Origin of the sequence: Solirhodobacter olei (assembly GCF_004010155.1) — a bacterium.
GTDB lineage: Bacteria > Pseudomonadota > Alphaproteobacteria > Rhodobacterales > Rhodobacteraceae > Solirhodobacter > Solirhodobacter olei.
The window spans coordinates 327,494-352,656 of the sequence record NZ_RRYH01000003.1 but is presented as its reverse complement, the minus strand read 5'-3'; the positions used below and the strand labels follow the sequence as shown (position 1 = coordinate 352,656).

Annotated in this window: 18 protein-coding genes; 5 read left to right on the top strand and 13 right to left on the bottom strand. The window is 67.8% G+C overall.

Annotated elements, in window-relative coordinates; genetic code table 11:
• Positions 1-4: 4 nt before the first annotated feature.
• From glgX to EIP85_RS03840, 9 genes are all read right to left on the bottom strand, one after another.
• On the bottom strand, positions 5-2,137 hold the full coding sequence (gene glgX / locus EIP85_RS03880) for a glycogen debranching protein GlgX (RefSeq protein WP_277749281.1): 2,133 nt from the start codon (positions 2,135-2,137) through the stop codon (positions 5-7).
• The gene (gene glgA / locus EIP85_RS03875; RefSeq protein ID WP_127900829.1) at positions 2,134-3,600 is read right to left on the bottom strand and encodes a glycogen synthase GlgA; all 1,467 of its coding nucleotides are present in this window, start codon (positions 3,598-3,600) and stop codon (positions 2,134-2,136) included. Before glgA ends, glgX begins: the two co-directional genes overlap by 4 nt.
• A 57-nt stretch (positions 3,601-3,657) precedes the next feature.
• Positions 3,658-4,932: a glucose-1-phosphate adenylyltransferase gene (gene glgC, locus EIP85_RS03870; protein WP_127900828.1), complete on the bottom strand. Its 1,275-nt coding sequence runs from the start codon at positions 4,930-4,932 to the stop codon at positions 3,658-3,660.
• 25 nt (positions 4,933-4,957) lie between these two features.
• Positions 4,958-7,159, bottom strand: coding sequence for a 1,4-alpha-glucan branching protein GlgB (gene glgB, locus EIP85_RS03865; RefSeq protein WP_127900827.1), 2,202 nt, complete (start codon positions 7,157-7,159; stop codon positions 4,958-4,960).
• Positions 7,160-7,169: 10 nt separating this feature from the next.
• Complete coding sequence (locus tag EIP85_RS03860; RefSeq protein WP_127900826.1) at positions 7,170-9,563, bottom strand: glycogen/starch/alpha-glucan phosphorylase; 2,394 nt, start codon at positions 9,561-9,563, stop codon at positions 7,170-7,172.
• Positions 9,564-9,657: 94 nt separating this feature from the next.
• Positions 9,658-10,494, bottom strand: coding sequence for a shikimate dehydrogenase family protein (locus EIP85_RS03855; RefSeq protein WP_127900825.1), 837 nt, complete (start codon positions 10,492-10,494; stop codon positions 9,658-9,660).
• A 3-nt stretch (positions 10,495-10,497) separates the two neighbouring features.
• Positions 10,498-11,793 carry a TRAP transporter large permease gene (locus EIP85_RS03850; RefSeq protein WP_127900824.1) on the bottom strand — a complete coding sequence of 432 codons (1,296 nt, stop codon included), beginning with the start codon at positions 11,791-11,793 and terminating at the stop codon, positions 10,498-10,500.
• Entirely contained in the window at positions 11,790-12,314 is a 525-nt protein-coding gene (locus EIP85_RS03845) for a TRAP transporter small permease (RefSeq protein ID WP_127900823.1), read from the bottom strand. Before EIP85_RS03845 ends, EIP85_RS03850 begins: the two co-directional genes overlap by 4 nt.
• Positions 12,315-12,330: 16 nt before the next feature.
• Positions 12,331-13,329 (bottom strand): sialic acid TRAP transporter substrate-binding protein SiaP, encoded by a 999-nt coding sequence (locus tag EIP85_RS03840; protein ID WP_127900822.1) that lies wholly within the window; start codon positions 13,327-13,329, stop codon positions 12,331-12,333.
• A gap of 193 nt (positions 13,330-13,522) precedes the next feature.
• Here EIP85_RS03840 and EIP85_RS03835 point away from each other — a divergent pair, with 193 nt between their 5' ends.
• The 4 genes from EIP85_RS03835 to EIP85_RS03820 all read left to right on the top strand — a co-directional run bounded on the left by EIP85_RS03835 (position 13,523) and on the right by EIP85_RS03820 (position 16,599).
• Entirely contained in the window at positions 13,523-14,203 is a 681-nt protein-coding gene (locus EIP85_RS03835; RefSeq protein WP_164871635.1) for a GntR family transcriptional regulator, read from the top strand.
• An 82-nt stretch (positions 14,204-14,285) separates the two neighbouring features.
• Positions 14,286-14,729: a type II 3-dehydroquinate dehydratase gene (gene aroQ, locus EIP85_RS03830; protein WP_127900820.1), complete on the top strand. Its 444-nt coding sequence runs from the start codon at positions 14,286-14,288 to the stop codon at positions 14,727-14,729.
• Positions 14,726-15,787, top strand: a complete 1,062-nt coding sequence (locus EIP85_RS03825; protein WP_127900819.1) for a Gfo/Idh/MocA family protein — start codon at positions 14,726-14,728, stop codon at positions 15,785-15,787. The genes aroQ and EIP85_RS03825 overlap by 4 nt, the downstream gene beginning before the upstream one ends.
• A gap of 41 nt (positions 15,788-15,828) precedes the next feature.
• The gene (locus EIP85_RS03820; protein WP_127900818.1) at positions 15,829-16,599 is read left to right on the top strand and encodes an HpcH/HpaI aldolase family protein; all 771 of its coding nucleotides are present in this window, start codon (positions 15,829-15,831) and stop codon (positions 16,597-16,599) included.
• A 140-nt stretch (positions 16,600-16,739) separates the two neighbouring features.
• Here EIP85_RS03820 and EIP85_RS03815 read toward each other — a convergent pair whose 3' ends face one another.
• Positions 16,740-18,626, bottom strand: a complete 1,887-nt coding sequence (locus tag EIP85_RS03815; RefSeq protein ID WP_127900817.1) for a bifunctional sugar phosphate isomerase/epimerase/4-hydroxyphenylpyruvate dioxygenase family protein — start codon at positions 18,624-18,626, stop codon at positions 16,740-16,742.
• 130 nt (positions 18,627-18,756) lie between these two features.
• Between EIP85_RS03815 and EIP85_RS03810 the strand changes: the two genes are divergently transcribed.
• The gene (locus tag EIP85_RS03810) at positions 18,757-19,428 is read left to right on the top strand and encodes a GntR family transcriptional regulator (RefSeq protein WP_127900816.1); all 672 of its coding nucleotides are present in this window, start codon (positions 18,757-18,759) and stop codon (positions 19,426-19,428) included.
• Positions 19,429-19,557: 129 nt separating this feature from the next.
• Here the strand turns inward: EIP85_RS03810 and EIP85_RS03805 are convergent, their stop codons facing one another.
• From EIP85_RS03805 to uvrA, 3 genes are all read right to left on the bottom strand, one after another.
• Positions 19,558-20,661: a DUF475 domain-containing protein gene (locus tag EIP85_RS03805; protein ID WP_241559880.1), complete on the bottom strand. Its 1,104-nt coding sequence runs from the start codon at positions 20,659-20,661 to the stop codon at positions 19,558-19,560.
• 324 nt (positions 20,662-20,985) lie between these two features.
• A complete protein-coding gene (locus EIP85_RS03800) occupies positions 20,986-21,933 on the bottom strand; it encodes a 1-phosphofructokinase family hexose kinase (RefSeq protein WP_127900814.1) in 948 nt (315 codons plus the stop codon).
• Between the two features lie 145 nt (positions 21,934-22,078).
• Positions 22,079-24,955: an excinuclease ABC subunit UvrA gene (gene uvrA, locus EIP85_RS03795; protein WP_127900813.1), complete on the bottom strand. Its 2,877-nt coding sequence runs from the start codon at positions 24,953-24,955 to the stop codon at positions 22,079-22,081.
• Between the last annotated feature and the right edge of the window lie 208 nt (positions 24,956-25,163).

Genomic DNA, 25,163 nt, shown 5'->3' with positions numbered 1-25,163 from the left:
GGGCTCAAACCGCTTCCGCCAGTACCAGGACAGCGCCCTGACTGGCCAGAAGGCGGGGCATCTCCTGCAAACAGGGTTCCTGTTCCGGACGAGCGCTGTCAAGGAGGAGCCGCCACTTGCGCCCCTCGCCCGGCTTCGGCAGGCAGACCTCTACCGTCGGTCCGCCATTGAAAACGCAGTAGAGCGCCGCGCCTTCGGCGTCCCCATCCTCGGCCCCGCCCGCCGCCATGCGGATCTCGGCGCAGAGACAGCGGAACCCTGGATCGTGCCAGTCGGCATCGGACGGCGCCGCGCCATTTGCCCGCCGCCAGACGATATCCCGCGCGCCGTCCGCCCGCGCACGGCCATGCAGGAAGGCGCGCTGGCGCAGCACCGCATGGTCGCGGCGCAGCGCGATGAGACGGGCGACATAGTCGATCAACGCCTCGTCCGCCTCCGGCCAGTCGAGCCAGCCGGTCTCGTTGTCCTGCGCATAGGCATTGTTGTTGCCGCGCTGCGAATTGCCGAACTCGTCGCCCGCCAGCAGCATCGGCGTGCCCTGCGCCAGCAACAGCGTCGCCAGCATCGCCCGCTTCCGCGCCGCCCGCGCCGCCCGGATCCTGGCATCGGTCACCGGCCCCTCGACGCCCATGTTGTCCGAGAAATTCTCGGAATGCCCGTCGCGGTTGCCCTCGCCATTCGCCTCGTTGTGCTTCTCACGGTAGGAGACGACATCCTCCAGCGTGAAGCCGTCATGGGCGGTCAGCTGGTTGACCGAGGTCGTCGCCGCCCGGTGATGGCCGTCGAATTCCGCGGCCGAGCCGAGAAGCCGGCCCGCAAGCTCCGCCGTCATGCCGGAATCGCCGCGCCAGAAGCGCCGCGCCGTGTCGCGGAAGCGGTCGTTCCACTCCAGGAACGGATGGGGGAAATTGCCAAGCTGGTAGCCCCCCGGCCCCACGTCCCAAGGCTCCGCGATCAGCTTCACATGCGCCAGCACCGGGTCCTGCCGAAGCGCGTCGAGGAAGGGCGAGCGACGGTTGTAGGTTCCCCCGTGCCGGCCCAGCGCGGTGGCCAGGTCGAAGCGGAACCCGTCGACGTGGAAGACCTCCACCCAGTAGCGCAAGGAGTCCATCGCCAGCCGCAGCACCATCGGGTTCGTCAGGTCCAGCGCATTGCCGGTGCCGGTGTCATTGATGTAATAGCGCCCCCCGTCGATCAGCCGGTAATAGCTGCGGTTGTCGAGCCCGCGGAAGCTCAGCGTCGGGCCCAGATGGTCGCCCTCGCCGGTGTGGTTGTAGACCACGTCGAGGATCACCTCGATCCCCGCGGCATGAAGGCGCCGCACCATGGTCTGCATCTCCCAGACCGCGTTCTGGCTCATGTAGCGCGGCTCTGGCGCGAAGAAGCCGATGGTCTGGTAGCCCCAGTAGTTCTTCAGTCCCTGCGCGACAAGAAAGCGGTCGTCGACATGGGCATGGACCGGCAGAAGCTCGATCGCGGTCACCCCGAGCCGCTTCATGTGTTCGATCATCGGTTCGGACGCTACGCCGAGATAGGTACCCCTGAGCCCGGGATCGACCCGCGGATGCCGCTCCGTCAGCCCCTTTACATGCGCCTCGTAGATCACCGTCCGGTCGACGGGATGCGCGAGCGGCAGGTCATGCGCCCAGGGGAAGGAGGGATCGACCACCACCGACTTCGGCACCGCGAAGGCCGAATCCCGGCTGTCAAACGACAGATCCGCCCGGGGCGAGCCCACCCGGTAGCCCATCACTGCGTCCGACCACCTCAGCCGGCCCCAGAGCTTCTTCGCATAGGGGTCGATCAGCAGCTTGTTGGGGTTGAAGCGATGCCCCTCCTCGGGCCGGTAGGGGCCATGCGCGCGCAGCCCGTATTTCACCCCCGGCGTCAGCCCGCCGACATGCATGTGCCAGATATCGCCGTCGCGCTCGCGGAACGGCAGGCGGGCCACCTCCTTGCGGCCATCCTCCGAGAAAAGGCACAGCTCCAGCCGTTCGGCATGGGCGGAGAAGACGGCGAAGTTCACCCCTTCGCCATCGAAGGTCGCCCCCATGGGCCAGGGCCGCCCGGGGCGTGTCGCATGGGCAGAAAGCCGCTCCGGCGGCCGGGCGGTAGAAGATCGGGGCGGCGGCGTCACGCCAGCAGCTCCGCGTAAAGCGCCGCGTAGGCGGCCGAGGAACTCTCCCACCCCACGGGCTGGCGCATCGCCGCGCCCTGCAGCCCGGCCCAGGTCTCGGGGTTGGCGTGTAGCTGGCACAGGCGCCGCAGCGCCTGGCCCAGCGCCAGCGCATCGGTCGGGTGAAAGGCGATCCCGGTCGCCGCCCCCGTCGCCACCGCCATCGGGCTCGCCGTGATGACGGTATCGGCAAGGCCCCCGGTCGCAGCCACGACGGGGATCGTCCCGTAGCGGAGGCCATACATCTGCGTCAGCCCGCAGGGCTCGAAACGCGAGGGCACCAGAACCGCGTCGGCGCCCGCGAACATCCGGTGGCTCAGCGCCTCGTCATAGCCGATCTTCACGCCGACCCGCCCGGGGAAGCGTTCCGCCGCCGCCCGCATCGCCGCCTCGAGCGCGGCATCCCCGGTCCCGAGCACGACAAGCCCGCCGCCAAGGGCCACGAAATCCTCCAGAACCTCGGGGATCAGGTCGACCCCCTTCTGCCCCGTCAGCCGGCTCACCACGATGGCGAGCGGCCCCGGCACGTCGCCCAGCCCGAATTCCGCGATCAGCCGCTTGCGGTTCTCCGCCTTCCCGGCCATGCGCGCCGCATCATAGGGCACAGCCGCGCTGTCGGCCGCCGGGTCCCAGCCCGCGGTATCGACACCGTTCAGGATCCCCCGGACCCGCGCCGCCCGCGCTGCGATGACACCCTGCAGCCCCATCCCGAACTCCGGCCGCATCAGCTCCTCGGCATAGGTCGGGCTGACCGTCGTGATCGCATCCGCCGTCACCAGCCCCGCCTTCAGGGCCGAGATCTGGCCGTAATATTCCAGCCCTTTCGAGGTGAACTCTCCCGCCGGCAGCTTCAGCGCGGCCAGCTTCGCCGCCGGCGCCAGCCCCTGGAAGGCGATGTTGTGGATCGTGACGACGCTCTTCACCTTGGTCGGCGGCCCATAGCGCAGGTAGGCCGGGGCAAGCCCCCCCTGCCAGTCATGCGCGTGCAGGATGTCCGGCCGCCAGCCATCGCCAAGCCCGTCGCGCGCGATCTCCGCCGCCACCCAGCTCAGCGCCGCGAAGCGCTCCGCATTGTCGGGATAATCGGCCCCCGCCTTGCCATAAGGCCCGCCATCCCGGTCATAGAGATGCGGCGCGGAGAGGAGCATCACCTCCATCTCGTCGACCCTGCCCTTCAGCACCATGGCCGGCCCGCCGAACAGCGCCTTGCCGGTCCAGACCTCCTCGGCCCCGTCGAGCTGCGCCGCAAGGCCCCGGTAGGCCGGCATCAGCACCCGCATGTCCCAGCACCGCGCGGCCAGCGCGCCGGGCAGCGCGCCGACCACATCGGCCAGCCCGCCGGTCTTAAGAAGCGGCACGCATTCCGATGCCACCGAAAGCACATGTCCCCGGATCGCCTGCCTCTGCACGCGCTGCTCCTTCATCCTGGCCCAATTATCCCGGGGATGCGGGGGCAGCGCCCCCGGCACCTCTCCCGGCCGTTATTTCCCGAGCGCCGCCGCCCGCGCATCCAGCATCGCCTGGGTGATCAGCACGACGCCACCGTCCGAGCAGCGGAACCAGCGGGCATCTTCTTCCGGGTCCTCGCCGACCACAAGACCCTCGGGGATCACGACGCCGCGGTCCAGCACGCAGTTCTTCAGCTGCGCCTTCCGGCCCACATCGACGTAGGGCAGCGCCACGACATATTCGAGCGCGGAATAGGAATGCGTCCTGACCCCGGTGAACAGCAGCGAGTTGCGCACCTCCGACCCCGAGACGATGCAGTCGCCCGAGACAAGCGAGGAGATCGCCGTCCCCCGCCGCCCATCCTCGTCATGGATGAACTTCGCCGGCGGCACGATCTCGCCATAGGTCCAGATCGGCCAGGAGCTGTCGTAGAGGTCGAGCTTCGGCACGAAATCCGTAAGGTCGATATTCGCCCGCCAGAAGGCGTCCACGGTCCCCACGTCGCGCCAGTAGGGTTCGGTCTCCAGCCCCGACTTCACGCAGCTTTCCGAGAAGCGATGCGCCATCGCCTTGCCGTTCTTGACGATGTCCGGGATCAGGTCATTGCCGAAATCATGGCTGGAATTCTTGTCCTCCGCATCGCGGAGCAGGAGATCGCGCAGGAAATCCCAGTCGAAGACATAGATCCCCATGGAGGCGAGCGCGTGGTCCGGATCGCCGGGAATGCCCGGCGGGTCCTTGGGCTTCTCCAGAAAGGCGGTAATCCGGCCCTGCCGGTCCACATCCATCACGCCGAAGGCCGTCGCCTCCATCCGCGGCACCGTCAGGCAGCCGATCGTCACATCCGCGCCGGTCTCGACGTGCTGGCGCAGCATGATCTCGTAATCCATCTTGTAGACATGGTCGCCCGCCAGGATGATGACGTATTTCACCCCGTAGCTGTCGACGATGTCGATGTTCTGCGCCACGGCGTCGGCGGTGCCGAGATACCACTTGTGCTCGCTCACCCGCTGCGAGGCAGGCAGGATGTCGAGGTATTCGTTCCGCTCCGCCCGGAAGAAGTTCCAGCCGCGCTGCATGTGGCGGATCAGGCTGTGCGCCTTGTACTGCGTGGCAATCGCCATTTTTCGGATGCCGGAATTGAGCGCGTTGGACAGGGCGAAGTCGATGATCCGCGCCTTGCCACCGAAATAGACGGCGGGCTTGGCGCGCCGGTCGGTCAACTCCTTCAGGCGGGACCCTCGCCCCCCCGCCAGCACGAAGGCCATGGCCTGGCTCGACAGACGCATGTTGGTTCTATCCGGCATCCTTCCCCCCTCCTTGGTTACGCAGTTACTCCTGCCTGAATATCACGGCCGACAGCGGCGGAAGCACCACCCCCGCCGATTGCGCCTGTCCGTGGCAGGGCTCGGGCTCTGTCTCGACACCGCCGAGATTGCCGCGGTTCTGCCCGCCGTAATGGGCGCTGTCCGAGTTGAAACATTCGTGCCAATGCCCCTCCGCCGGGAAGCCCAGCCGGTAGGCGCGCCGCTCGACCGGGGTGAAATTCACCGCGACGACGACCTGGGCGTCGTCCGGCCCGCCGCGCCGGACGAAGGCGAAGACGGAATTCTCCGCGTCATTCGCCTCCAGCCACTGGAAGCCCTCGGGCCGGCAGTCGTTCACATGCAGCGCCGGCAGCTCTCGGTAGATCCGGTTCAGGTCGCGCACCAGGTTCTGGATCCCGCGATGCTGCGGCTGGTCCAGAAGGTGCCAGTCGAGGCTGCGCGAATGGCTCCACTCCACGCCCTGGGCGAACTCGCAGCCCATGAAGAGAAGCTTCTTGCCCGGATGCGTCCACATGAAGCTGTAATAGGCCCGGAGGTTGGCGAATTTCTCCTCCCCCTCGCCCGGCATCTTGGCCAGCATGGAGCCCTTGCCGTGGACAACCTCGTCATGGCTGATCGGCAGGATGTAATTCTCGCTCCAGGCGTAATGCAGGCTGAACGTCATCTGGTGATGATGGTGCTTGCGGTAGACCGGGTCCTTCTCGATATAGCGCAGGCTGTCGTTCATCCAGCCCATGTTCCACTTGAACCCGAACCCCAGCCCGCCGTGATTCACCGGGCGCGAGACGCCGGGAAAGGCCGTCGATTCCTCGGCCACCGTCATGATGCCCGGGCACTCGCCATAGGCCGTGACGTTCATGTTCTTGAGAAGCGCGATCGCCTCGTAATTCTCCCGCCCGCCGTCCTTGTTCGGGATCCACTGGCCCTCCGCCCGCGAATAGTCGCGGTAGAGCATCGAGGCCACCGCATCCACCCTCAGCCCGTCGGCGTGGTATTCCTCCAGCCAGTAAAGCGCGTTGGAGATGAGGTAATTCGCCACCTCCGCCCGGCCGTAATTGTAGATCAGCGTGTTCCAGTCCTGGTGGAACCCCTCGCGCGGGTCCTCGTGCTCGTAAAGCGCCGTGCCGTCGAAGCGGGCCAGCCCATGCGGATCGGTCGGGAAATGCCCCGGCACCCAGTCGAGCAGAACGCCCAGCCCCTTCCTGTGCGCCGCGTTGACCAGCTCGCGGAACTCGTCGGGCGTGCCGTGCCGGATCGTCGGCGCGAAAAGGCCCGTCGGCTGATAGCCCCAGGAGCCGTCGAAGGGATGTTCGGAGACCGGCAGCAGCTCGATATGGGTGAAACCCATGTCGGCCACGTAATCGACCAGGCTCTCGGCCAGCTCGCGGTAGGACAGCGGCCGCGCCCCGCCATCGGCCCGCCGCCAGCTGCCAAGGTGAACCTCGTAGACCGAAACCGGCGCATCGATCGCCTGCGCGCGCGCCCGGCCCTTCATCCATTTCTCGTCCGACCAGTCCGGCCGGTCGATCCGGCGCACCACCGATCCGGTGGCCGGCGGATGCTCGGAGCCGAAGCCCACCGGATCGGCCTTCATCGGCTCGCGCTCGCCGCCGCGCCCGCGGATGTCGTATTTGTAGACCGTCCCCTCGCCGAGGCCCGGGATGAAGATCTCCCAGACCCCGGTCTGGCCGCGCAGCCGCATCGGATGCCGCCGCCCGTCCCAGAGGTTGAAGTCCCCCGCGACGGAGACCCGCTCCGCATTCGGCGCCCAGACGGCGAAATGCACGCCCTCGACCCCGCCATGGGTGATCACATGCGCGCCGAGCGCGTGCCAGATCCGCCGATGCGTGCCTTCGCCCAGCAGGTATTCGTCCATCTCTCCCAGGACCGGACCGAAATGGTAGGGGTCGTCGAATTCCCAGGCGGTCTCTCGGTTCTCGGCGCGCAGCCGGTAGGCCATGCGCTCCGGCAGAACCCCCGCGAAGAAGCCCGATCCGTTGTCGATGTCCTGAAGCTCGACATCCCCCGCCGCGGTCAGCGCCGTCAGGCGGTCGGCGCCCGGCACGAAGGCCGCCAGCACCACGCGTCCGTCGCGCTCATGCGGCCCGAGCACCGCGAAGGGATCCGCATGCGCCCCCGCCACGATCGCGCGGACCGCCTCCTTTGCCACCAGTTCGGGGGCTACGGTCTTTGCTTTGCGCGCCATCGGGGCCTCCCTAAAGAGCCGATTCCGTGGACCATATGTCCTTCATATAGCCTCGGATCGTGCGGTCCGAGGAGAAAAACCCTGCGCGGGCCGTATTCATGGCTGCCATGCGCTGCCAGCGGTCACGATCGCGATAGGCCGCGTCCACCGCCCCCTGCGCCGCCTCGTAGGCCGCGAAGTCGGACGCCACCAGGAAGTAGTCGTGATGCCAGACCCGGTCGACCACCCCGTGGTAGCGGTCGCGCTGGTCGGGCGAGAAGCGCCCCTCCGCCAGCATCTGCAGCACGTCCTGAAGCGACTGGCTGGCCAGGATCGCCTCGCGCGCATGGTCGGGGTTCTGGCGCCGGGCGACCACCTCCTCGGCGGTCAGCCCGAAGAGGAAGAAGTTCTCCGCGCCGACCTCCTCGAGGATCTCGATATTGGCCCCGTCGAGCGTGCCGATCGTCGGCGCGCCGTTCATCATGAACTTCATGTTGCCGGTGCCGGAGGCTTCCTTGCCGGCGGTGGAGATCTGTTCCGACAGGTCCGCCGCCGGCATCAGCAGCTCGGCCATCGGGACGTTGTAGTTGGCCGGGTAGATCACCTTCAGCCGGTCCCCGACCACCGGGTCGGAGTTAACAACATTCGCCACGTCGTTTATAAGGTGGATTATTTCCTTTGCCACCCAATAGCCCGGAGCGGATTTCCCGCCGAAGATCTTCACCCGCGGCACCCAGTCGGCCGTCGGGTTTTCGCGGATCGCATGCCAATGCGCGACCGTCTGCAGGATGTTCAGCAGCTGGCGCTTGTATTCGTGGATCCGCTTCACATGCACGTCGAACAGCGCATCCGGGCTCACGACCACCCCGCATTCGCGCTTGATCCAGGCGGCGGCCGCCTCCTTGTTCGCGCGCTTGGCTGCGCCGAAGGCCGCACGGAACCCCGCATCCTCGATGTGCGGCTCCAGCTCCCTCAACCGGTCGAGCTCGCCCACCCAGGCCTCGCCGATCGTCCCGGTGATCAGCCCGGACAGCGGCCGGTTGCACATGTTGAGCCAGCGTCGCGGCGTAACCCCGTTGGTTTCATTGACGATCCTGTCGGGGTGCTGCGCCGCCAGCTCGGGAAAGAGCGAGGTCTTCACCAGCTCCGAATGCAGGGCCGAGACGCCGTTGACCTTGTGGCTCATCATGAAGGCCAGCTCGCCCATATGCACTTCCTGGAACTTCACGATCCCGATGTAATGGGCCTGATTTGCATAGGTTTTCCGGTGCCAGTCGTCGATCCGCTCGATGATCTGCATGTGCCGGGGCAGCACATTGCCGAAAAGATAGGTCGACCAGCGTTCCAGCGCCTCGGGCAGCAGCGTGTGGTTGGTATAGCCCAGCACTTTCTGCGCGGTCTGGATGGCCTCCTCGAAGCTCACCCCGTGATCGTCCATCATCAGCCGCATCAGCTCCGGCCCGGCGATGGCGGGATGGGTGTCGTTCATCTGGATCGCGACCTTCTCATGCAGCCGCGACAGGTCGGAATGCGATGCCAGGTACCTGCGAAGAATATCCTGCAAGGCCGCGGAAGTCATGAAGAATTCCTGCTTCAGCCGCAGCTCCTTGCCGGCATAGGTGGTGTCGTCCGGATAAAGCACGCGGCTGATCGTGCGGGCCAGCGCCTCGGGCTCCGCCGCCGCGGCATAGTCGCCCCGGTTGAACCGTTCGAGATCGAACAGCGTCGTGGGCTTTGCCGACCAGAGCCTGAGCGTATTGGCCCAGCGTCCCTGCCAGCCCACCACCGGCGTGTCATGGGCAGAGGCGGTCACCGTCTCCCCCGGCACCCAGCGCTCGCGGCCCTTGACGGTCTCGACATGGCCCTTGAAGCCGATGGTATAGGCGCTCTCCGGCCGGTCGAACTCCCAGGGGTTGGTGGTGGTCAGCCAGTCCTCCGGCGCCTCCACCTGCTGGCCCGCCTCGAAACGCTGCCGGAACAGGCCATGCTCGTAGCGGATGCCATAGCCGTAGGCCGGGCAGCCAAGGGTCGCCATGCTCTCCATGAAGCAGGCCGCCAGCCGCCCCAGCCCACCGTTGCCAAGTGCCGCGGCCGGTTCATCCTCCACCAGCGCGTGGAAATCCTGCCCGAAGCCCTCCATGACCTCCACGGCCATGTCGCGCAACCCCAGGTTCATCGCGGCATCCTCGAGGATGCGCCCGATCAGGTATTCCATCGACAGGTAATAGACCCGCTTGCGGTCCTCCTCCCAGGTCCGGCGGGTGGAGGCGAACCACGGCCCCACCACCCGGTCCCGGATCGCGTAGCAAAGCGCCATGCGCCAGTCGTGAAGGCTTGCGTGCGGGGCGTCCTTGCCGATCGTGTAGGTCAGATGGTGCAGGACCGCCGCTTGCAGGCGCTCCGGGGTCAACGCGGTATCGGTCACGGTCTGTCCTCGATTTTCGCCCCGACTCTTCGGGAAAATCGAAGAAGCTGCAAGGCCAAACCGCTTTGGGCTTCCGCCGCCGCCCCCGCGGCGCTCAGGCGTCGCGCTCCAGAAGCTCGGCGCGCAGGCGGTCGGCCTCGGCCACCGGCCGGCCGGAGAAGATCGCGAAGGCGTCGATGCCCTGGTGGAAGAACAGCTCGTAGCCCGAAAGTACGGCGACGCCCGCCGCCTCCGCCTCGCGGGTGAACTGGGTGTCGACCGGGGTATAGACCGCGTCGAACGCCCAGCCCCGCCCGGGCCAGAGCGCCGCGGGCACCGGCGTCCCGCCATAGCCGACCATGCCCACGGGCGTCGCGTTGACCACGCCGTCCGCGCCCTCCACCGCCTCCTCGGCCGTGGCGCAGAGCGTCAGCACCGGCGTGCCCGCCCCCCCGAGCGCAGCGGCGAGCGCCGTGGTCTTGGCAAGGTCGCGGTCCACCAGCCGCAGTTCCGCCGCACCGAGTCCGGCAAGCGCGAAGGCGATGGCGCGCCCGACGCCGCCCGTCCCGATCAGCGCAACGCGCCCCGGCGCCTGCGCCCCGAAGCGCGCGCGATAGGCTGCGGCGAAACCGGTGTAATCCGTGTTGAACCCCGCCGGCCCGCCGGCGCCGAAGACGACCGTGTTGACCGCGCCCAGCCGCCCCAGCGCCGGATCGTCCAGCCGGACCCGCGCCGCCGCGGCCTCCTTGTAGGGATAGGTCACGTTGACGCCGCGATAGCCCTCCGCCGCGACCTTCGCCAGCACCTCGGGGAACTCCAGTCCCATCTCGGCCGGGATCAGCAGGTCATAGGTGACCTCCAGCCCCGCCAGCCGCCCCGCGATCCGGTGCAGCGCGGGCGAGCGCGAGGCCCGGATGTTCCCGCCGATCAGCCCCAGTTTCAGCCGTTGCATCGCTCAGCTCGCATAGCCCAGAAGATGCGGCAGCCAAAGCACGATGCCCGGCTCCACGATCATGATCACCAGCGCCACCACCAGCGCGAGAACGAAGACCCAGACCTCGCGGATCATGTCGCGCAGCGGGATCCCGGTGATCCCGTTCAGCACGAACAGGACGATCCCGTAGGGCGGCGTGATCAGCCCGATCATGCAGTTCACCACCACGACCACGCCGAAATGCACCAGGTCGATATGCAGCACCTTCGCCGCCGGGATGAAGAGCGGCACGATGACCAGGATGATCGTCGAGGCGTCAAGCAGGCAGCCCAGCACCAGCACCATGGCGTTGACGATCAGCAGGAACGCCAGCGGCGTCACATGCATCGCGTCGATCACGCCGGCAACCTTCGTCGGGATGTTCTCCGACGCCACGATATAGTTGAAGATCAGCGCCCCCCCGATCACCAGCCCGACGGAGGCAGAGGACATGGCAGAGCCCCTCAGCACCTCGTAAAGCGTCCGGGCGGAAAGCGCGCGGTAGAAGAAGGCGGCCAGCAGCAGCGCGTAGAAGGCGGCGACGGCGGCGGCCTCGGTCGGCGTGGTGACGCCGCCGTAGATCCCGTAAAGCAGGATCACCGGCATCAGCAGCGCCGGGAAGGCGTTGACGGTCAGCTTGGGCAGCTCGCGCACCGGCACCGGCTCGTCCAGGCCGAAGCCCCGGCGCCGCGCGGCCCAGTAGTTCATGATCATCAGCATCAGCCCCATCAGGAAGCCGGGAATGATGCCGCCCGCAAAAAGCGCGCCGATGGAGGCGCCGGAAACCAGCGAATACATCACCATCGGGATCGAGGGCGGAATGATCGGCCCGATGGTCGAAGCGGCCGCCGTGATCGCGGCGGCATAGGCGGGCGGATAGCGCCCGTCCTTGCGCATCATGTCGATGATGACCTTGCCAAGCCCCGCCGCATCGGCGACGGCCGAGCCCGACATCCCCGCGAAGATGATGTTGGCGACCACGTTGACAAGGCCAAGCCCGCCGCGGAACCGCCCCACCAGCGCGACGCAGAACTTCAGCAATCGGTCAGAGATGGACCCCGCATTCATGATGTTCGCGGCAACGATGAACAGCGGCACCGCCAGCAGGATGAAGTTGTCGTAAAGCCCCAGCGTCATCTGCTCGGCGGGCAGCGACAGGTTCTGCCCCGCGAAGCCGACATAGCCGATGGCAGCAAGGATCATCGCCAGCGCGATCGGCATGCCGATGGCGGCCAGCCCGAGCAGGATCAGGAGGCAGGCAGTGAAGGCGAAGCTCATGGCAGATGCGTCTCCTCGCCCTCGGTCAGCGCATCATGGCCGGGGAAGACCGCGTCGGGGTCGCCGCCCAGCAGCATCGCGACGGCGCGCACCGCGTAGCGGATCACCATCATGACGAGGAACACCCCGAAGATGGAGAAGACATACCCCAGGGGGATCTCCATCACCGCGCTGCGCTGGATGAAGTAGAAGTTGATGAAGTCGTAGGTGTCGTAGGAGGAATAGAGGAAGGCCCCCACGACCGCGACCGCCGCGACCGCCGCGAAGATCCGCCGCCGTTTCAGCGGACTGGCCAGGTAGAGCGTGTCGAACTTGATGTGGTCCCGGTCGTCGAGGCAGAATGCCCCGCACCAGAACACCAGCCAGAGCCAGAGCGTCTCGCACAACTCCTGCGTCCAGCCGATCGGGAACGGCAGGAAGTAGCGGGCAAAGATCTGCAGAAGGAAGGTCGCGAATGTGACGGCGAGCATCGCCACCGCCACATCCTCGGCCCGCCTGCGTAACCAGGCTATCAGCTTCATCTGCCCGCCACCCGGATCAGAGCGCGTTGATCTTGTCGACCATGCCCTTCGGCCAGTCCTTCGAGAAGTCGGACTTCAGGTAGGCCTCCTGGACATGCTTGCGGAAGGCTTCCACGTCGGGCGTGTAGACGTCGAGCCCCTTGCCCTTGAAGAAGCTCTGCAACTCGTCCTCCAGCTTCAGCTGCGCCGCGCGCTCGCTGTCGGCGGCATCGTTGAGCGCCTTCTGCACCGTCGCCTGCTCGTCCTTCGACATCTTCTCCCAGACCTTCTTGGAGAAGGCGATGTAGTTCTGGTCGACCAGGTGCGAGGTCAGGCAGATCTGCTTGGTGACCTCGTAGAACTTCGAGTCCTTGTCGGTCGGCAGCGGATTGTCCTGCCCGTCGATCGTGCCGGTCTGCAGCGCGGTGTAGACCTCGGTGAAGGCCACCGGAACCGGGTTCGCACCCAGCGCGCGGCCCAGGAACTGCCAGGCGTCGGTGCCGGGCATCCGCAGCTTCACGCCCTTCAGGTCGGCCGGGGTCTTCACGTCCTTCTGCGCCTTGGAGAAGCGCAGGTTCAGCTGGCGGCGGCCGAGATACATCACCGTCATCAGCTTCACGCCCAGCTTGTCCTCCACCTGCTTCTTCAGCGGGTCCATGAAGGAAGCCTCGAACACCTTCTTCTGGTGCTCGGCATCGCGCAGTAGGTAGCCCGCGGTGAAGATCGACCAGTCCGGGAAGATCTGCGCCAGCTCCTGCGGCGAGGTGATCGACATCTCGAGGTTGCCGCGCGCGATGTTGGCAAGCTCGGTGCCCTGCTTGAAGAGCGTGGCGTTGTAATGCGGCTGGTAGTCGGCGAAACCCGAGACGGCCGGGCCGAAGACCTTGGCCAGCGCGACCGAGCGCTGGTCGGTCGGCGTCGCCGGCGTCGACATGCGAAGGGTGATCTTGTTCGCCGCGAAGGCCGGGCGGACCGTTGCGGCAAGCGCACCTGCGGCCCCGGCGGCCAGCAGGTTGCGGCGGGTGATATCGGACATGGTTTCCTCCCTGAAATCCTCGGCCGGGCGGTTCCCGCCTGCCCGGTCCACACCCAAGGCATCGCACGAGTCGCAAATCGAGTCTAGCTAAAATCGATTATTGCGATTATCACAGATGAAACCAGTTATCTCATCCGGTCCCCCGAAAGCCCGCACTGCTTCGGGATACCGCCGAAGTCCCGAAGCCGCAAACATGCCCGCCCCCGATCTCCGCCTCGATTCGCATAAGGAGACCCGCGCCAGCCGGGTCGCCGCCGTGCTCAAGGCAGAGATCCTCGACGGAACGCTCGCCCCCAGCGCCAAGATCAACCTCGACCGGCTGCGCGAGCGGCTCGACGTCTCGCTGGCCCCGGTGCGCGAGGCGATGATGCGGCTCGCCGCCGAGGGCCTTGTGGAGGTGGAGGAGCAGCGCGGCTACCGCATCGCCCCTGTCTCCCGCGCCAACCTGGAGGAGGTCACGCGCCTGCGCCGCGCGCTGGAGGTGGAGGCCCTCGGCCTCGCCCTCCAGCGCGCCGATCTCGACTGGGAGGCCGCCGTCCTCGCCCGCCTCCACCGGCTGGAGCGTACACCGCCCCTGCCGGCCGCCCCGCGCGAGGCCGCGCATGAGGCCTTCCACGCCGCCCTCGTCTCGGGCGCCGGGATGCCGATGCTCTTCGCCCTCTGCACCCGGTTCCTGACGCTCCACAACCGCTATGTCCGGCTCCTGCCAGACCCCGCCATCGCTCACGCCCCGGCCGGAGAGCACGCCCGCATCGCCGAGGCCGCCGTCGCCCGCGACCCCGCCGCCTGCGCGCTCCTCGCCGACCATATCGAACGCTTCGGAACCGCCATGGCCCGCGCGCTGGCGCCCCTGCTGCCCGAGACCGCGCCATGATCCGCCCCGGCATGACCGGGTTGACCCGCCCCGCGCTTCCGGCATCCTGCCGCCGAACGCCCCGTCCGCATCGGAGACATCCATGAAGCCCACGATCCTGGTCCTCAACGGCCCCAACCTGAACCTCCTCGGCAAGCGTCAGCCCGAGATCTACGGCCGCGAGACGCTGGACGACATCGAGGCCGACCTGAAGGCGCTGGCGAGCGAGCTTGGCGTCTCCGTCCGCTGTCACCAGTCGAACCGCGAATACGAGATCATCGACTGGATCCACGAGGGCCGCGAAAGCGCCGCCGGCATCATCATCAACCCCGGCGCCTTCTCGCACACCTCCATCGCGATCCTCGACGCGCTCAACACCTTCGAGGGCCCGGTGCTGGAGGTCCACATCTCCAACATCCACAAGCGGGAACCGTTCCGCCACCACTCCTACGTCTCGCATCGCGCCGACGGGGTGATTGCGGGCTGCGGGACCCAGGGCTACGCGCTGGCCCTGCGCCGGGCCGCCCGGCTGGTGACGACCGAATGACACCGGCCATCGCAGTCGTTGGCGCCGGGACGATCGGCAGGCGGCACGCCGCCGCCATCGCCGCCTCCGGCGTCGCACGGCTGCACTCGGTCACCGACCCGTCCGAGGCCGCCCGCGACTGGGCCGCCGGCCTCGGCGCCCCCGCCTATCCCGACCTCGCGGCGCTGCTGGCCGCCCGCCCCGACGGCGTGATCCTCGCCACCCCCTCCGCGCTTCATGTCGAGGGCGGGCTCGCCTGCATCGCCGCCGGCATCCCGGTCCTCGTCGAAAAGCCCATCGCCACCGACCTCGCCGCCGCCCGCGCGCTGGTCGAGGCGGCCGAGGCCGCGCGCGTCCCCCTCGCCATCGGCCACCACCGCCGCCACAACCCCCTGATCGCCGCCGCGAGGGCCCGCATTGCCTCGGGCGCGCTCGGCCGCCTGACCACGGTCGAGGCGATGTTCTGGACCGCCAAGCCCGATCCTTATTTCGAGACCGAATGGCGCCGTCAGCCCGGCGCCGGGCCGATCCTGACGAACCTGATCCACGACATCGACCTGCTGCGGTATCTCTGTGGAGAGATCGCCAGCGTCCGCGCCCTCACCTCCTCCGCCATCCGCGGCAACCCGGTCGAGGAGACGGCCGTGATCCTCCTCAGGTTCGCGAACGGCGCCCTCGGCACCGTCAACGCCTCCGACACCACCGTCGCCCCCTGGAGCTGGGAAATGACGGCACGAGAGAACCCGGCCTACCCCGCCACGCCCGAGGCCTGCTACCGCATCGGTGGCACGCTCGGGTCGCTGGAACTGCCGGGCCTGAAGCTCTGGCACGACAACGGCGCCCGCGACTGGATGGGCCCGCTCTCGGCCACCATCGAGCCATATGGCCTCGAAGACCCACTGATCCTGCAGATCCGCCAGTTCGCCCGCACCAGCGCGGGCAGCGAACCCCCGCTCGTTCCCGGCCACGAGGGGCTCAGAACCCTCGCCGCCATCGAAGCCATCCGCCGCTCCGCCGCCGAAGGAGGCGCCGAGATCGCCCCCGATACCCAGACGGAGCCCCAGCAGATACCGGCCTGACCCGGCCAGAACCGGGCCCGCGGGCCCCCAAGGAGAGAAGAATGGAACTGCCCAAGAACACCTTCAAGGCCGCCATCGCCGCCGGTCGCCAGCAGATCGGCCTCTGGGTCACTCTGCCCTCCGGCTTCACCGCCGAGGCGCTCGCGACCTGCGGCTACGACTGGCTCCTCTTCGACACCGAGCATTCGATCGGCGACCCGACGACGGTGTTCGAGCAGCTCCAGGCCGCAGCCCCCCACCCGGTGCAGGCGGTGGTGCGCCCGGCCGCGAACGATCCCGTGCTGATCAAGCGCGTGCTCGACGCTGGCGCGCAATCGTTGATCATCCCCTACGTCCAGACGGCCGAGGAGGCCCGCGCCGCCGTCGCCGCCGCCCGCTACGCCCCCGCCGGTTTCCGCGGCGTCGCCGGCATCACCCGCGCGACGCGCTACGGCACGGTCGACAGCTACCACGCCCGGGCCAATTCCGAGATCTGCATGATCGTGCAATGCGAGACCGAGGCGACGCTTTCCCGCATCGACGAGATCGCGTCGGTGGACGGGGTCGACGGCATCTTCATCGGGCCGGCGGACCTTGCCACCACCATGGGCTACGCCGGCGACGGCAGCCATCCGAAGGTCAAGGCCGCAATCCTCGACGCCATCGCCCGGATCAACAAGGCCGGCAAGCCCGCCGGGATTCTGACGCTCGATGCGGCCTTCGTGAAGGAGTGCATGAACGCCGGCACCGTCTTCACCGCCGTCGACGTCGACGCCGCGATCCTGCTGCGCGAAGCCCGGCGGATCGCCAGCGAATACAAGGCTCTTGGCTGAGCTTCGTGGAACGCCCCGCCCGGCGCCCCGGCGCCGGGCTGCGCCTGCCTGCCCCTCGGCAGGCGCATTCGCGCCCGCCCAGGCAGTCGCAGCCCTCCTCACTCTTGGCTGGGCCGCTGCCACTACCTGAATAGACTGTCTCAGACCTTCGGCATCCCCGCCGGCCGCATCCCGCGCTTCTGCGCCGCAATCCGGAACGGCGCGTTGACCGCGCCATAGCCCTTGTAGCCGCCGCGCCGCTCCAGGATCTCGAAGAAGAACCCCTCGCCCCAGGTCCGGCTGTAAAGCTGGAAATATTCCCCCGCCTCGTCGCGGTCATAAAGGATATGCGCCGCCTTCAACCGCGCTACCAGCTCCGGCGCGAGCCCCAGCCGCGCCCCCAGATCGGCGTAGTAATTGGGCGAGATCTCCAGCGTCTCGAACCCGTTCGCCGCCAGCGCCTCGGCCGTGGCGAAGATGTCGTCGGTGCGGAACGCGATGTGCTGCACCGACGAGCCGAAACTTTCCGCCAGGAAATGCCCGGCAAGGGTGCGGGCGTTCTCCGCCCCGTTCAGCGTCACCCGGAAGGCGCCGTCCGGGCTCTCGATCGCCTGGCTGCGGACAAGGCCCGCCGGGTCGACCACATCCACCATCGGCGTCTTCGCCGTCTCGAAGATCGTGGTGTAGAACAGAAGCCAGGTCAGCATCTCCTCGTAGCGCATCGACTGCGCCACATGGTCGATCTCGACCAGGCCCACGCCGCGGTCTTCCCCCGCCTCGCGCTCGAACTCGATCTCCCAGACCCGGGAAAGGTCGCTGCGCTCATCGATGAAATGCAGCACCGACCCAGACAGCCCCCGGATCGCCGGAATGGCAAGTTGCCCCGGCGCAAGCGGCTGTTCGAACATGTCCGCGCCAAGCGCTCGCGCCCGCTCCAGCACGGCGCCCGCATCCTCCACGCGCAGCCCCATGTCGCAGACATTGGTACCGTGCAGCACGTAGGAGGCATGCGCGAACCCCTCCGTCTCGGTATTCACCACCAGGTGGATCGCGCCCTGGGTCCAAAGCTCCACCGACTTCGACACATGCCGCCCCGAGCGCCGGAACCCCAAGCCGCTGAGCATCCGCGCCAGCCCCTCCGCCTCCGCCGCCTCCGTGGCGAACTCGACGAATTCCACGCCCTGGACCGGCACCCGGTCGGGCATTTCGGGCAGGCTCAAAGCCGAGGCCGGCTCCTCCCGCCGTACCCGGTCAGCCAGCGCGATCAGCGAGCGTCGCCCATCCACCGCGATCGAGCGGGTCGAGGCGCCGCGGAACTGGTCGTTGAAGATCTCCAGGCTCAGCGTCCCGTCATAGCCCGTCGCCGCCACCGCCCGCATGAAGCCGGTGACGTCCAGATCGCCCTGCCCCGGCATGTTCCGGAAATGCCGCGACCAGTAGAGCAGGTCCATGTCGATCCGCGGCGCGTCGGCAAGCTGGACGAAGAAGATCCGGTCAGCCGGGATGCGCCGGATCGTCTCCGGGTCGATCTTGCGCGCCAGCGTGTGGAAACTGTCGAGGATCAGCCCGACATTGGCGTGATCCGCCCGCCGCACCACCTCCCAGGCGTCGCGGTGGTCGTTGACGTGCCGCCCCCAGGCCAGCGCCTCGTAGCCCACGCGGATGCCGCGCGCCGCGGCGCGCTCGCCCAGCTCCCGGAAATCCGCGGCCGCACGGTCGATGCCCCCCAGCGCCTCCGGAGAGACATTGGAGCAGACCAGCACCAGGTTCGCCCCCAGCTCTCCCATCAGGTCGAACTTCCGCTCCGCCCGCTCGAAGGCCCGCGCCCGCGCCTCGCCCGGCATCCCCTCGAAATCCCGGAACGGCTGGAACAGCGAAATCTCCAGCCCATGATCCCGCACCATCGCGCCGACCTCGCGCGGAGAGGCGTCGAAGGCCACGAAATCGGTCTCGAAGATCTCGATCCCGTCGAAGCCCGCGGCGGCGATTGCCTGCAGTTTGTCGCTCAGATCGCCCGAAAGCGACACGGTGGCTATGGAGGTCTTCATCGGGGCTCCCAGGATCGTTTTTCAGCCGCGAGGCCCGGCGCTGCGACGGATCGGCGCTCGCCAAGGCTGCCGGGCTCGGCTATGATCCCGAGACTATCATATGATGAAATCAAAAAGGAATGAGATTGTCATGAATCTCATCGACGCGAGCGCGAACCTTTCGGGCGAAATCCACGACCGGCTCCGCCGCGACATCATCTTCGGGCGTTTGGGTCCCGGCGAGCGGCTGAAGCTGGAGGGGCTGCGCGGCCGCTACGGGGTTTCCGTCTCCACCCTGCGCGAGACGCTCAGCCGCCTCGCCTCTGAGGGGTTCGTGCTCGCCGAGGGCCAGAGGGGATTCGAGGTCGCCCCGATCTCCGCCGCGAACCTGCGCGAAATCGCGACGCTGCGGGCGCTGCTCGAATGCCATGCGCTGGAACTGTCCTTCGCCGCCGGCGGCATCGACTGGGAGGCCGGCGTCGTCGCCGCGCATCACAAACTCGCGCAGATGGAGGCGCGTATGGCCACCGGCGATGACACCATCAAGGAAGAATGGAAGCGCTACGACTGGGAATTCCACCGCGCCCTGATCGCGGCCTGCGGCTCGCCGGAGCTGGTCGCGGTCCACAGCTCGGTCTTCGACAAGTACCTGCGTTACCAGATGCTCTGCCTCACCCATCGCGGAGAGATCGCCGCCGGCGAGCATCAGGCGCTGAAGGAGGCCGCGCTCGCTCGCGACGCCACCCGGGCCCGCGCGATCCTGACCGGGCATATCGAGGGCGGCGTCCAGCACTGCCTCGCCGTTGGCGGGCTGGAGATCTGACGACCCGACGGGTGCGCAGGGACTGCGCCCCCAGGTCCCGCGCGGAACCTTAGCCTTTGCAAAGGATGACCGTCGCCCCTCCGCGGATGGCCACTGTCCCGGCGGCGCCGTGCGCCCCGGGTCCGGGCCTCAGGATCCGTTGGACTGATCGGCGGCCCCGGCCTCGCACGCCCGCTCGCGCCCGCGCCGCCTGTGCCGGTCCTCTTCGCGCCGGTTGTGCCGAACCGAGGACCAGAGCGCCGCCGCGATCAGCAGCACGCCGACCCCGCCCGTCGCCATCTCCGACACGTCGATCTGCGTCTCCACGAACAGGATCACCGACAGGACGAGGATCGAATAGAAGGCCCCGTGCTCCAGATACCGGAACTGCGACAGCGCGCCCTTCTCCACCAGCATCACCGTCATCGACCGCACATACATCGCCCCGATCCCCAGCCCGATGGCGATCAGGAACAGGTCATGCGTCATCGCGAAGGCGCCCACAACTCCGTCGAAGGAAAAGCTCGCATCCAGCACCTCGAGGTAAAGGAACGCCCCGAGCCCGCCCATCGCCGCCATCCGCTGCGCGCCCTTCGGCCCGTCCAGTGCCTTCCCGATCTGGCGGACGACCGTGTAGCAGGCCAGCCCCGCGATGGAGCCCATCATGTAGCCGTCCACCCGGTCGCTCGGCAGCATCGAGGCGAAGCCGAGGATGACGATCAGCACGAAGGCCACCTCCAGCCCCTGAAGCGCGGCGCAGGCGCGCAGCCGGCACTCCAGCCGGGCGAACCAGTCGACCTCTTTTTGCTCGTCGATGAAATAATGCAGCGCCACCATCATCAGGAAGCTGCCGCCGAAGGCCGCGATCTGAAGATGCGCGCCCCTCAGCACATCCGCGTAATGGTCCGGCGCGAAGATCGCCATGTGCAGCGCCGTCAGCGGCCCGATCCCCGCCGCCACCGCGACGATGGCCAGCGGCAGGATCAGCCGCATCCCGAAGACGGCGATCAGGATGCCCCACGTCAGGAACCGCTTGCGCCAGATCGGGGCCATCCCGGTCAGCACATTGGCATTCACGATCGCATTGTCGAAGGAAAGCGAAATCTCCAGCACCGCCAGCGCGATGCCGACCACCAGGAAGCTCAGCCCGTCGTCCAGATGACCCTCGGACGCATACCCGATCCAGAACGAGGCGATGAGCCCCAGGACGGTCACGGCCAGCGCGCCTTTGAGGTATCCGAAGGTCGACGTCACATCATCCCCTGCTGCATCCCCTGAGGTCAGGGCCATCGCCGCTGCGACGGCTCTTGCTCCCTGCGGAAGCGCCCAAGGGGGAGGTAGGCATGCAACCGCCCTGCCGCAAGGCGCATTTCCCGATTGTCGGACAGATCTGTGGCACGGGTCCCACATATCGGACCGCGCGCGGGCGGATCCGCAATTCGAAACGCGGCCCGGAACGCGGTCGGATACGGTGACAAAGCGGTGCTTTTGCGGTATCCGCTTTTTCCTTCCTTTCCTAGCACTTGCCGGACGACCTTCAGATCTGCGCGCCGGCCGCCTCCGGCACCGCGCACCGCCTCAGACCGCCTGGGCCGGGCACTCCGGCAGAAGCCGCGCCACGTCCTCTGCCCGGCAGAGCCGCGTGGCCTCCGTCATCACCGCCGCCGCCGCCGCCGCATTGCCCATGCGAAGCGCCATTTCCAGCCCCTCGCCGCGTGCCACCGCCAGCGTGAAGGCCCCGACGAAACTGTCCCCGGCGCCGACCTTGCTGACCACCTCGACCTTGGCCGAGCGGGCATGGATCCGCCCCCCGGCCGAGGCCAGAACCGCCCCGTCGGCGCCGCGCGCGAGGATCACCACCTCGGCCACGCCGCGGGTTACCAGCTCCTCGGCGTAGGCGGCGCTTTCGGCAACGGTATCAAGCGGATAGCCGGCAAGGTCCGCGGCTTCCTCATCGTCCATCCTCAGGCACCAGGGCGCCGCGCCGCCGCCGCGCGCCAGCGCCCGCAGCGGCGCGCCGGAGGTGTCGACGATCAGCCGCGCCCGCCCCTGCAGCCGCGCCGCAAGCCGGGCCGGAAAGTCCTCGGGCACGCCCGGCGGCTGGCTGCCCGAAAGCACGACCAGCCCGCCCCCGGTCCCCGCCGCCCCGGCGATCGAGGCCAGCGCCTGGGCAACATCGGCCGGCCGCCATTCCGGCCCTGGCAGCACGAAGCGGAACTGCTCGCCGGTGCTGCGGTCGGCCACCGCGAGGCTCTGCCGCGTCTCCCCCGGCGCGGGCAGCGCAACGGTCGCAATTCCCTGCGTATTCAAGAGGGTAAGAAGCCTCTCCCCGGTCCCGCCCCCGACCGCGACCATGGCCCGGCTGGTCCCGCCCAGGAACCCGATCGCGCGCGAGACATTGGTCCCGCCGCCGCCCGGGTCGATCTCGGGCACGGCGCAGCGCAGCTTCGGCCCGGCCACCACGGCCGCGACCGAGGTCGTCAGGTCGATCGTCGGATTGAGCGTCACGGTGAGGATATCGAGCACGGATCGAGCCCCCTGGCCCCCTGGATTGCCCGGAAAACCTCTCCCATTCCCGGGGCGGATTCAATCCGCCTGCGGCGATTTAACCGCCCCGCCCCGGGGGCCGCGTCAGCGCCGGCACGCGGGGCTCGATGCCCCGCGCGCCGGCTTATTCCGCCGCCGCGCGCTTGGGCGAAAGCATCGGTTTCAGGTAGCGCCCGGTATGGCTTTCCTCGACCTCCGCCACCTCTTCCGGCGTGCCGGTGGCGACAATCCTGCCGCCGCCATCGCCCCCCTCCGGGCCGATGTCGATGATCCAGTCGGCGGTCTTGATGACGTCGAGGTTATGCTCGATCACCAGCACCGTATTTCCCTGCGCCACCAATTCATGCAGCACTTCCAGAAGCTTGCGGACATCCTCGAAATGCAGCCCCGTGGTCGGCTCGTCGAGGATATATAGCGTCCGCCCCGTCGCCCGCCGGGCCAGCTCCTTCGACAGCTTCACCCGCTGCGCCTCGCCGCCCGAGAGCGTCGTCGCCTGCTGGCCGACCTTGATATAGCCAAGGCCCACCTGCACCAGCGCGTCCATCTTCTCGCGGATCGAGGGCACGGCCTGGAAGAACGCCTGCGCGTCCTCCACGGTCATGTCCAGCACGTCGGCGATCGACTTGCCCTTGAACTTGATCTCCAGAGTCTCGCGGTTGTAGCGGTGGCCCTTGCAGGTCTCGCAGGTGACGTAGACATCCGGCAGGAAATGCATCTCGATCTTGATGACGCCGTCACCCTGGCAGGCCTCGCAGCGCCCGCCCTTCACGTTGAAGCTGAACCGGCCCGGCTTGTAACCCCGCGCCTTGGCTTCCGGCAGGCCCGCGAACCAATCGCGGATCGGCCCGAAGGCGCCGGTATAGGTCGCCGGGTTTGATCGCGGCGTCCGCCCGATCGGGCGCTGGTCGATGTCGATGACCTTGTCGAGATGCTCGAACCCCTTGATCGTCTCGCAGGGCGCCGGCGTCTCATGCGCGCCGTTCAGCCGGATCGCGGCGTTCTTGTAGAGCGTCTCGATGATCAGCGTCGACTTGCCGCCACCCGAGACGCCGGAGACGCAGACGAACTTGCCAAGCGGAACTTCGGCCGTCATCTCCTTGAGATTGTTGCCGGTTGCCTTGACCACGGTCAGCTTCCTGCCATTGCCCTTGCGCCGCTCCGCAGGCACCGCGATCTCCCGCGCGCCGGACAGGTACTGGCCCGTCAGGCTCGCCGGGTCGGCGGCGATCTCCTCCGGCGTGCCGTGGCTGACGACCTTGCCGCCATGCACCCCGGCCCCCGGTCCGATGTCGAAGACATAATCCGCGGTGCGGATCGCATCCTCGTCATGCTCCACCACCAGCACCGTGTTGCCCTGGTCGCGCAGGTTCTTCAGCGTGGTCAGAAGCCGATCGTTGTCGCGCTGGTGCAGCCCGATCGAGGGCTCGTCGAGCACGTAAAGCACCCCCGTCAGCCCCGAACCGATCTGGCTCGCCAGCCGGATCCGCTGGCTTTCCCCGCCCGAAAGCGTGCCGGCATTCCGGCTCATCGTCAGGTATTCCAGCCCGACGTTGTTGAGGAACCCCAGCCGCTCGCGGATCTCCTTCAGGATCGCCCGCGCGATCTCGTTCTTCTGCTTGGTAAGCGCGGCCGGGACCGTCTCGACCCAGGCATAGGCCTCCTTGATCGACATCTCGACGACCTGGCCGACATGGAGCCCGCCGATCTTGACCGCCAGCGCCTCGGCCTTCAGCCGGTAGCCGTGGCAGGTGCCGCAGGGCCGCGTGTTCTGGTAGCGTTCGAACTCCTCGCGGACCCAGGCGGAATCCGTCTCGCGGTATCGCCGCTCCATGTTCGGCACGACGCCCTCGAACACGCGCGAGACCTGGTAGACCCGCCCGCCCTCGTCGTAGCGGAACTCGATCTCTTCCTCGCCCGAGCCGTAGAGGAAGACCTGCTGCACCTTCTCCGGCAGATCCTTCCAGGCCGCGCGCTTGTCGAAGCCGTAATGGCGCGCAAGCGAGTCGATGGTCTGGGTGAAATAGGGGCTCTTGCCCTTCCGCCAGGGCGCGATCGCCCCCTTGCCGAGGCTCAGCGCCGCGTCCGGCACCACGAGGCGTTCGTCGAAGAACAACTCGACGCCCAGGCCGTCGCAGGCCGGGCAGGCCCCGAAGGGCGCGTTGAAGGAGAATAGCCGCGGCTCTATCTCCGGGATGGTGAAACCGGAGACCGGGCAGGCGAATTTCTCCGAAAACGTGATCCGCTCCGGCTCGGGCTGGCTGCCGTCCTCGGCCGGGCCGGGCGCCGTCTCCAGCACCGCAATCCCGTCGGCATGGTCGAGCGCGGTACGCAAGCTGTCGGCCAGCCGCGTCTCGATCCCCTCGCGCACCACGATCCGGTCCACCACCACGTCGATGTCATGGCGGAACTTCTTGTCCAGCGTCGGCGGCTCGTCCAGCTCGTAGAATTGCCCGTCCACCTTCACGCGCTGGAAGCCTTCCTTGCGCAATTCCAGGAATTCCTTGCGGTATTCCCCCTTCCGGTCGCGCACGATCGGGGCGAGCAGATAGGCGCGCGTGCCCTCTTCCATGCCCATGATCCGGTCGACCATGTCCTGCACCTGCTGCGCCTCGATCGGCAGGCCGGTGGCGGGGCTGAAGGGCGTGCCGACGCGGGCGAAGAGAAGCCGCATGTAGTCGTAGATCTCGGTCACCGTGCCGACCGTGGACCGCGGGTTCTTCGAGGTGGTTTTCTGCTCGATCGAGATCGCCGGCGACAGGCCGGAGATATGGTCCACCTCCGGCTTCTGCATCATGTTGAGGAACTGGCGCGCATAGGCCGACAGGCTCTCGACATAGCGGCGCTGTCCCTCGGCATAGATCGTGTCGAAGGCGAGCGAGGACTTGCCGGAGCCCGAAAGCCCCGTCAGCACCACCAGCTGGTCGCGCGGAATGTCCACGTCGATGTGCTTGAGGTTGTGCTCGCGCGCGCCGCGGACCTCGATGAACTTCTGCTCGGCCATGCCGGACCCCCGGGTTCCATCCGGCAAGACATAGGCGATGCCGGATGAGTCTCCAATCGAAAAACGTGAACTTAAGGTGAACAAAGCACCGCTTCGCGTATTTTCCGCTCACCCGCCGGTCCCGCCCTGCCCGCGCCGTGTCGCACCGATCACACATTCCACATTGTGAATATAAATTTACCCGCGGCGGTCCTGCCCCCCTTGATCC

Coding starts and splice junctions, on each gene's coding strand:
- EIP85_RS03815 (WP_127900817.1), bottom strand. CDS start 18,626: ATGAAGACCTCCATAGCCACCGTGTCGCTTTCGGGCGATCTGAGCGAC.
- aroQ (WP_127900820.1), top strand. CDS start 14,286: ATGAAGCCCACGATCCTGGTCCTCAACGGCCCCAACCTGAACCTCCTC.
- glgC (WP_127900828.1), bottom strand. CDS start 4,932: ATGCCGGATAGAACCAACATGCGTCTGTCGAGCCAGGCCATGGCCTTC.
- EIP85_RS03820 (WP_127900818.1), top strand. CDS start 15,829: ATGGAACTGCCCAAGAACACCTTCAAGGCCGCCATCGCCGCCGGTCGC.
- glgB (WP_127900827.1), bottom strand. CDS start 7,159: ATGGCGCGCAAAGCAAAGACCGTAGCCCCCGAACTGGTGGCAAAGGAG.
- EIP85_RS03840 (WP_127900822.1), bottom strand. CDS start 13,329: ATGTCCGATATCACCCGCCGCAACCTGCTGGCCGCCGGGGCCGCAGGT.
- EIP85_RS03855 (WP_127900825.1), bottom strand. CDS start 10,494: ATGCAACGGCTGAAACTGGGGCTGATCGGCGGGAACATCCGGGCCTCG.
- glgA (WP_127900829.1), bottom strand. CDS start 3,600: ATGAAGGAGCAGCGCGTGCAGAGGCAGGCGATCCGGGGACATGTGCTT.
- EIP85_RS03850 (WP_127900824.1), bottom strand. CDS start 11,793: ATGAGCTTCGCCTTCACTGCCTGCCTCCTGATCCTGCTCGGGCTGGCC.
- EIP85_RS03810 (WP_127900816.1), top strand. CDS start 18,757: ATGAATCTCATCGACGCGAGCGCGAACCTTTCGGGCGAAATCCACGAC.
- EIP85_RS03825 (WP_127900819.1), top strand. CDS start 14,726: ATGACACCGGCCATCGCAGTCGTTGGCGCCGGGACGATCGGCAGGCGG.
- EIP85_RS03845 (WP_127900823.1), bottom strand. CDS start 12,314: ATGAAGCTGATAGCCTGGTTACGCAGGCGGGCCGAGGATGTGGCGGTG.
- EIP85_RS03835 (WP_164871635.1), top strand. CDS start 13,523: ATGCCCGCCCCCGATCTCCGCCTCGATTCGCATAAGGAGACCCGCGCC.
- uvrA (WP_127900813.1), bottom strand. CDS start 24,955: ATGGCCGAGCAGAAGTTCATCGAGGTCCGCGGCGCGCGCGAGCACAAC.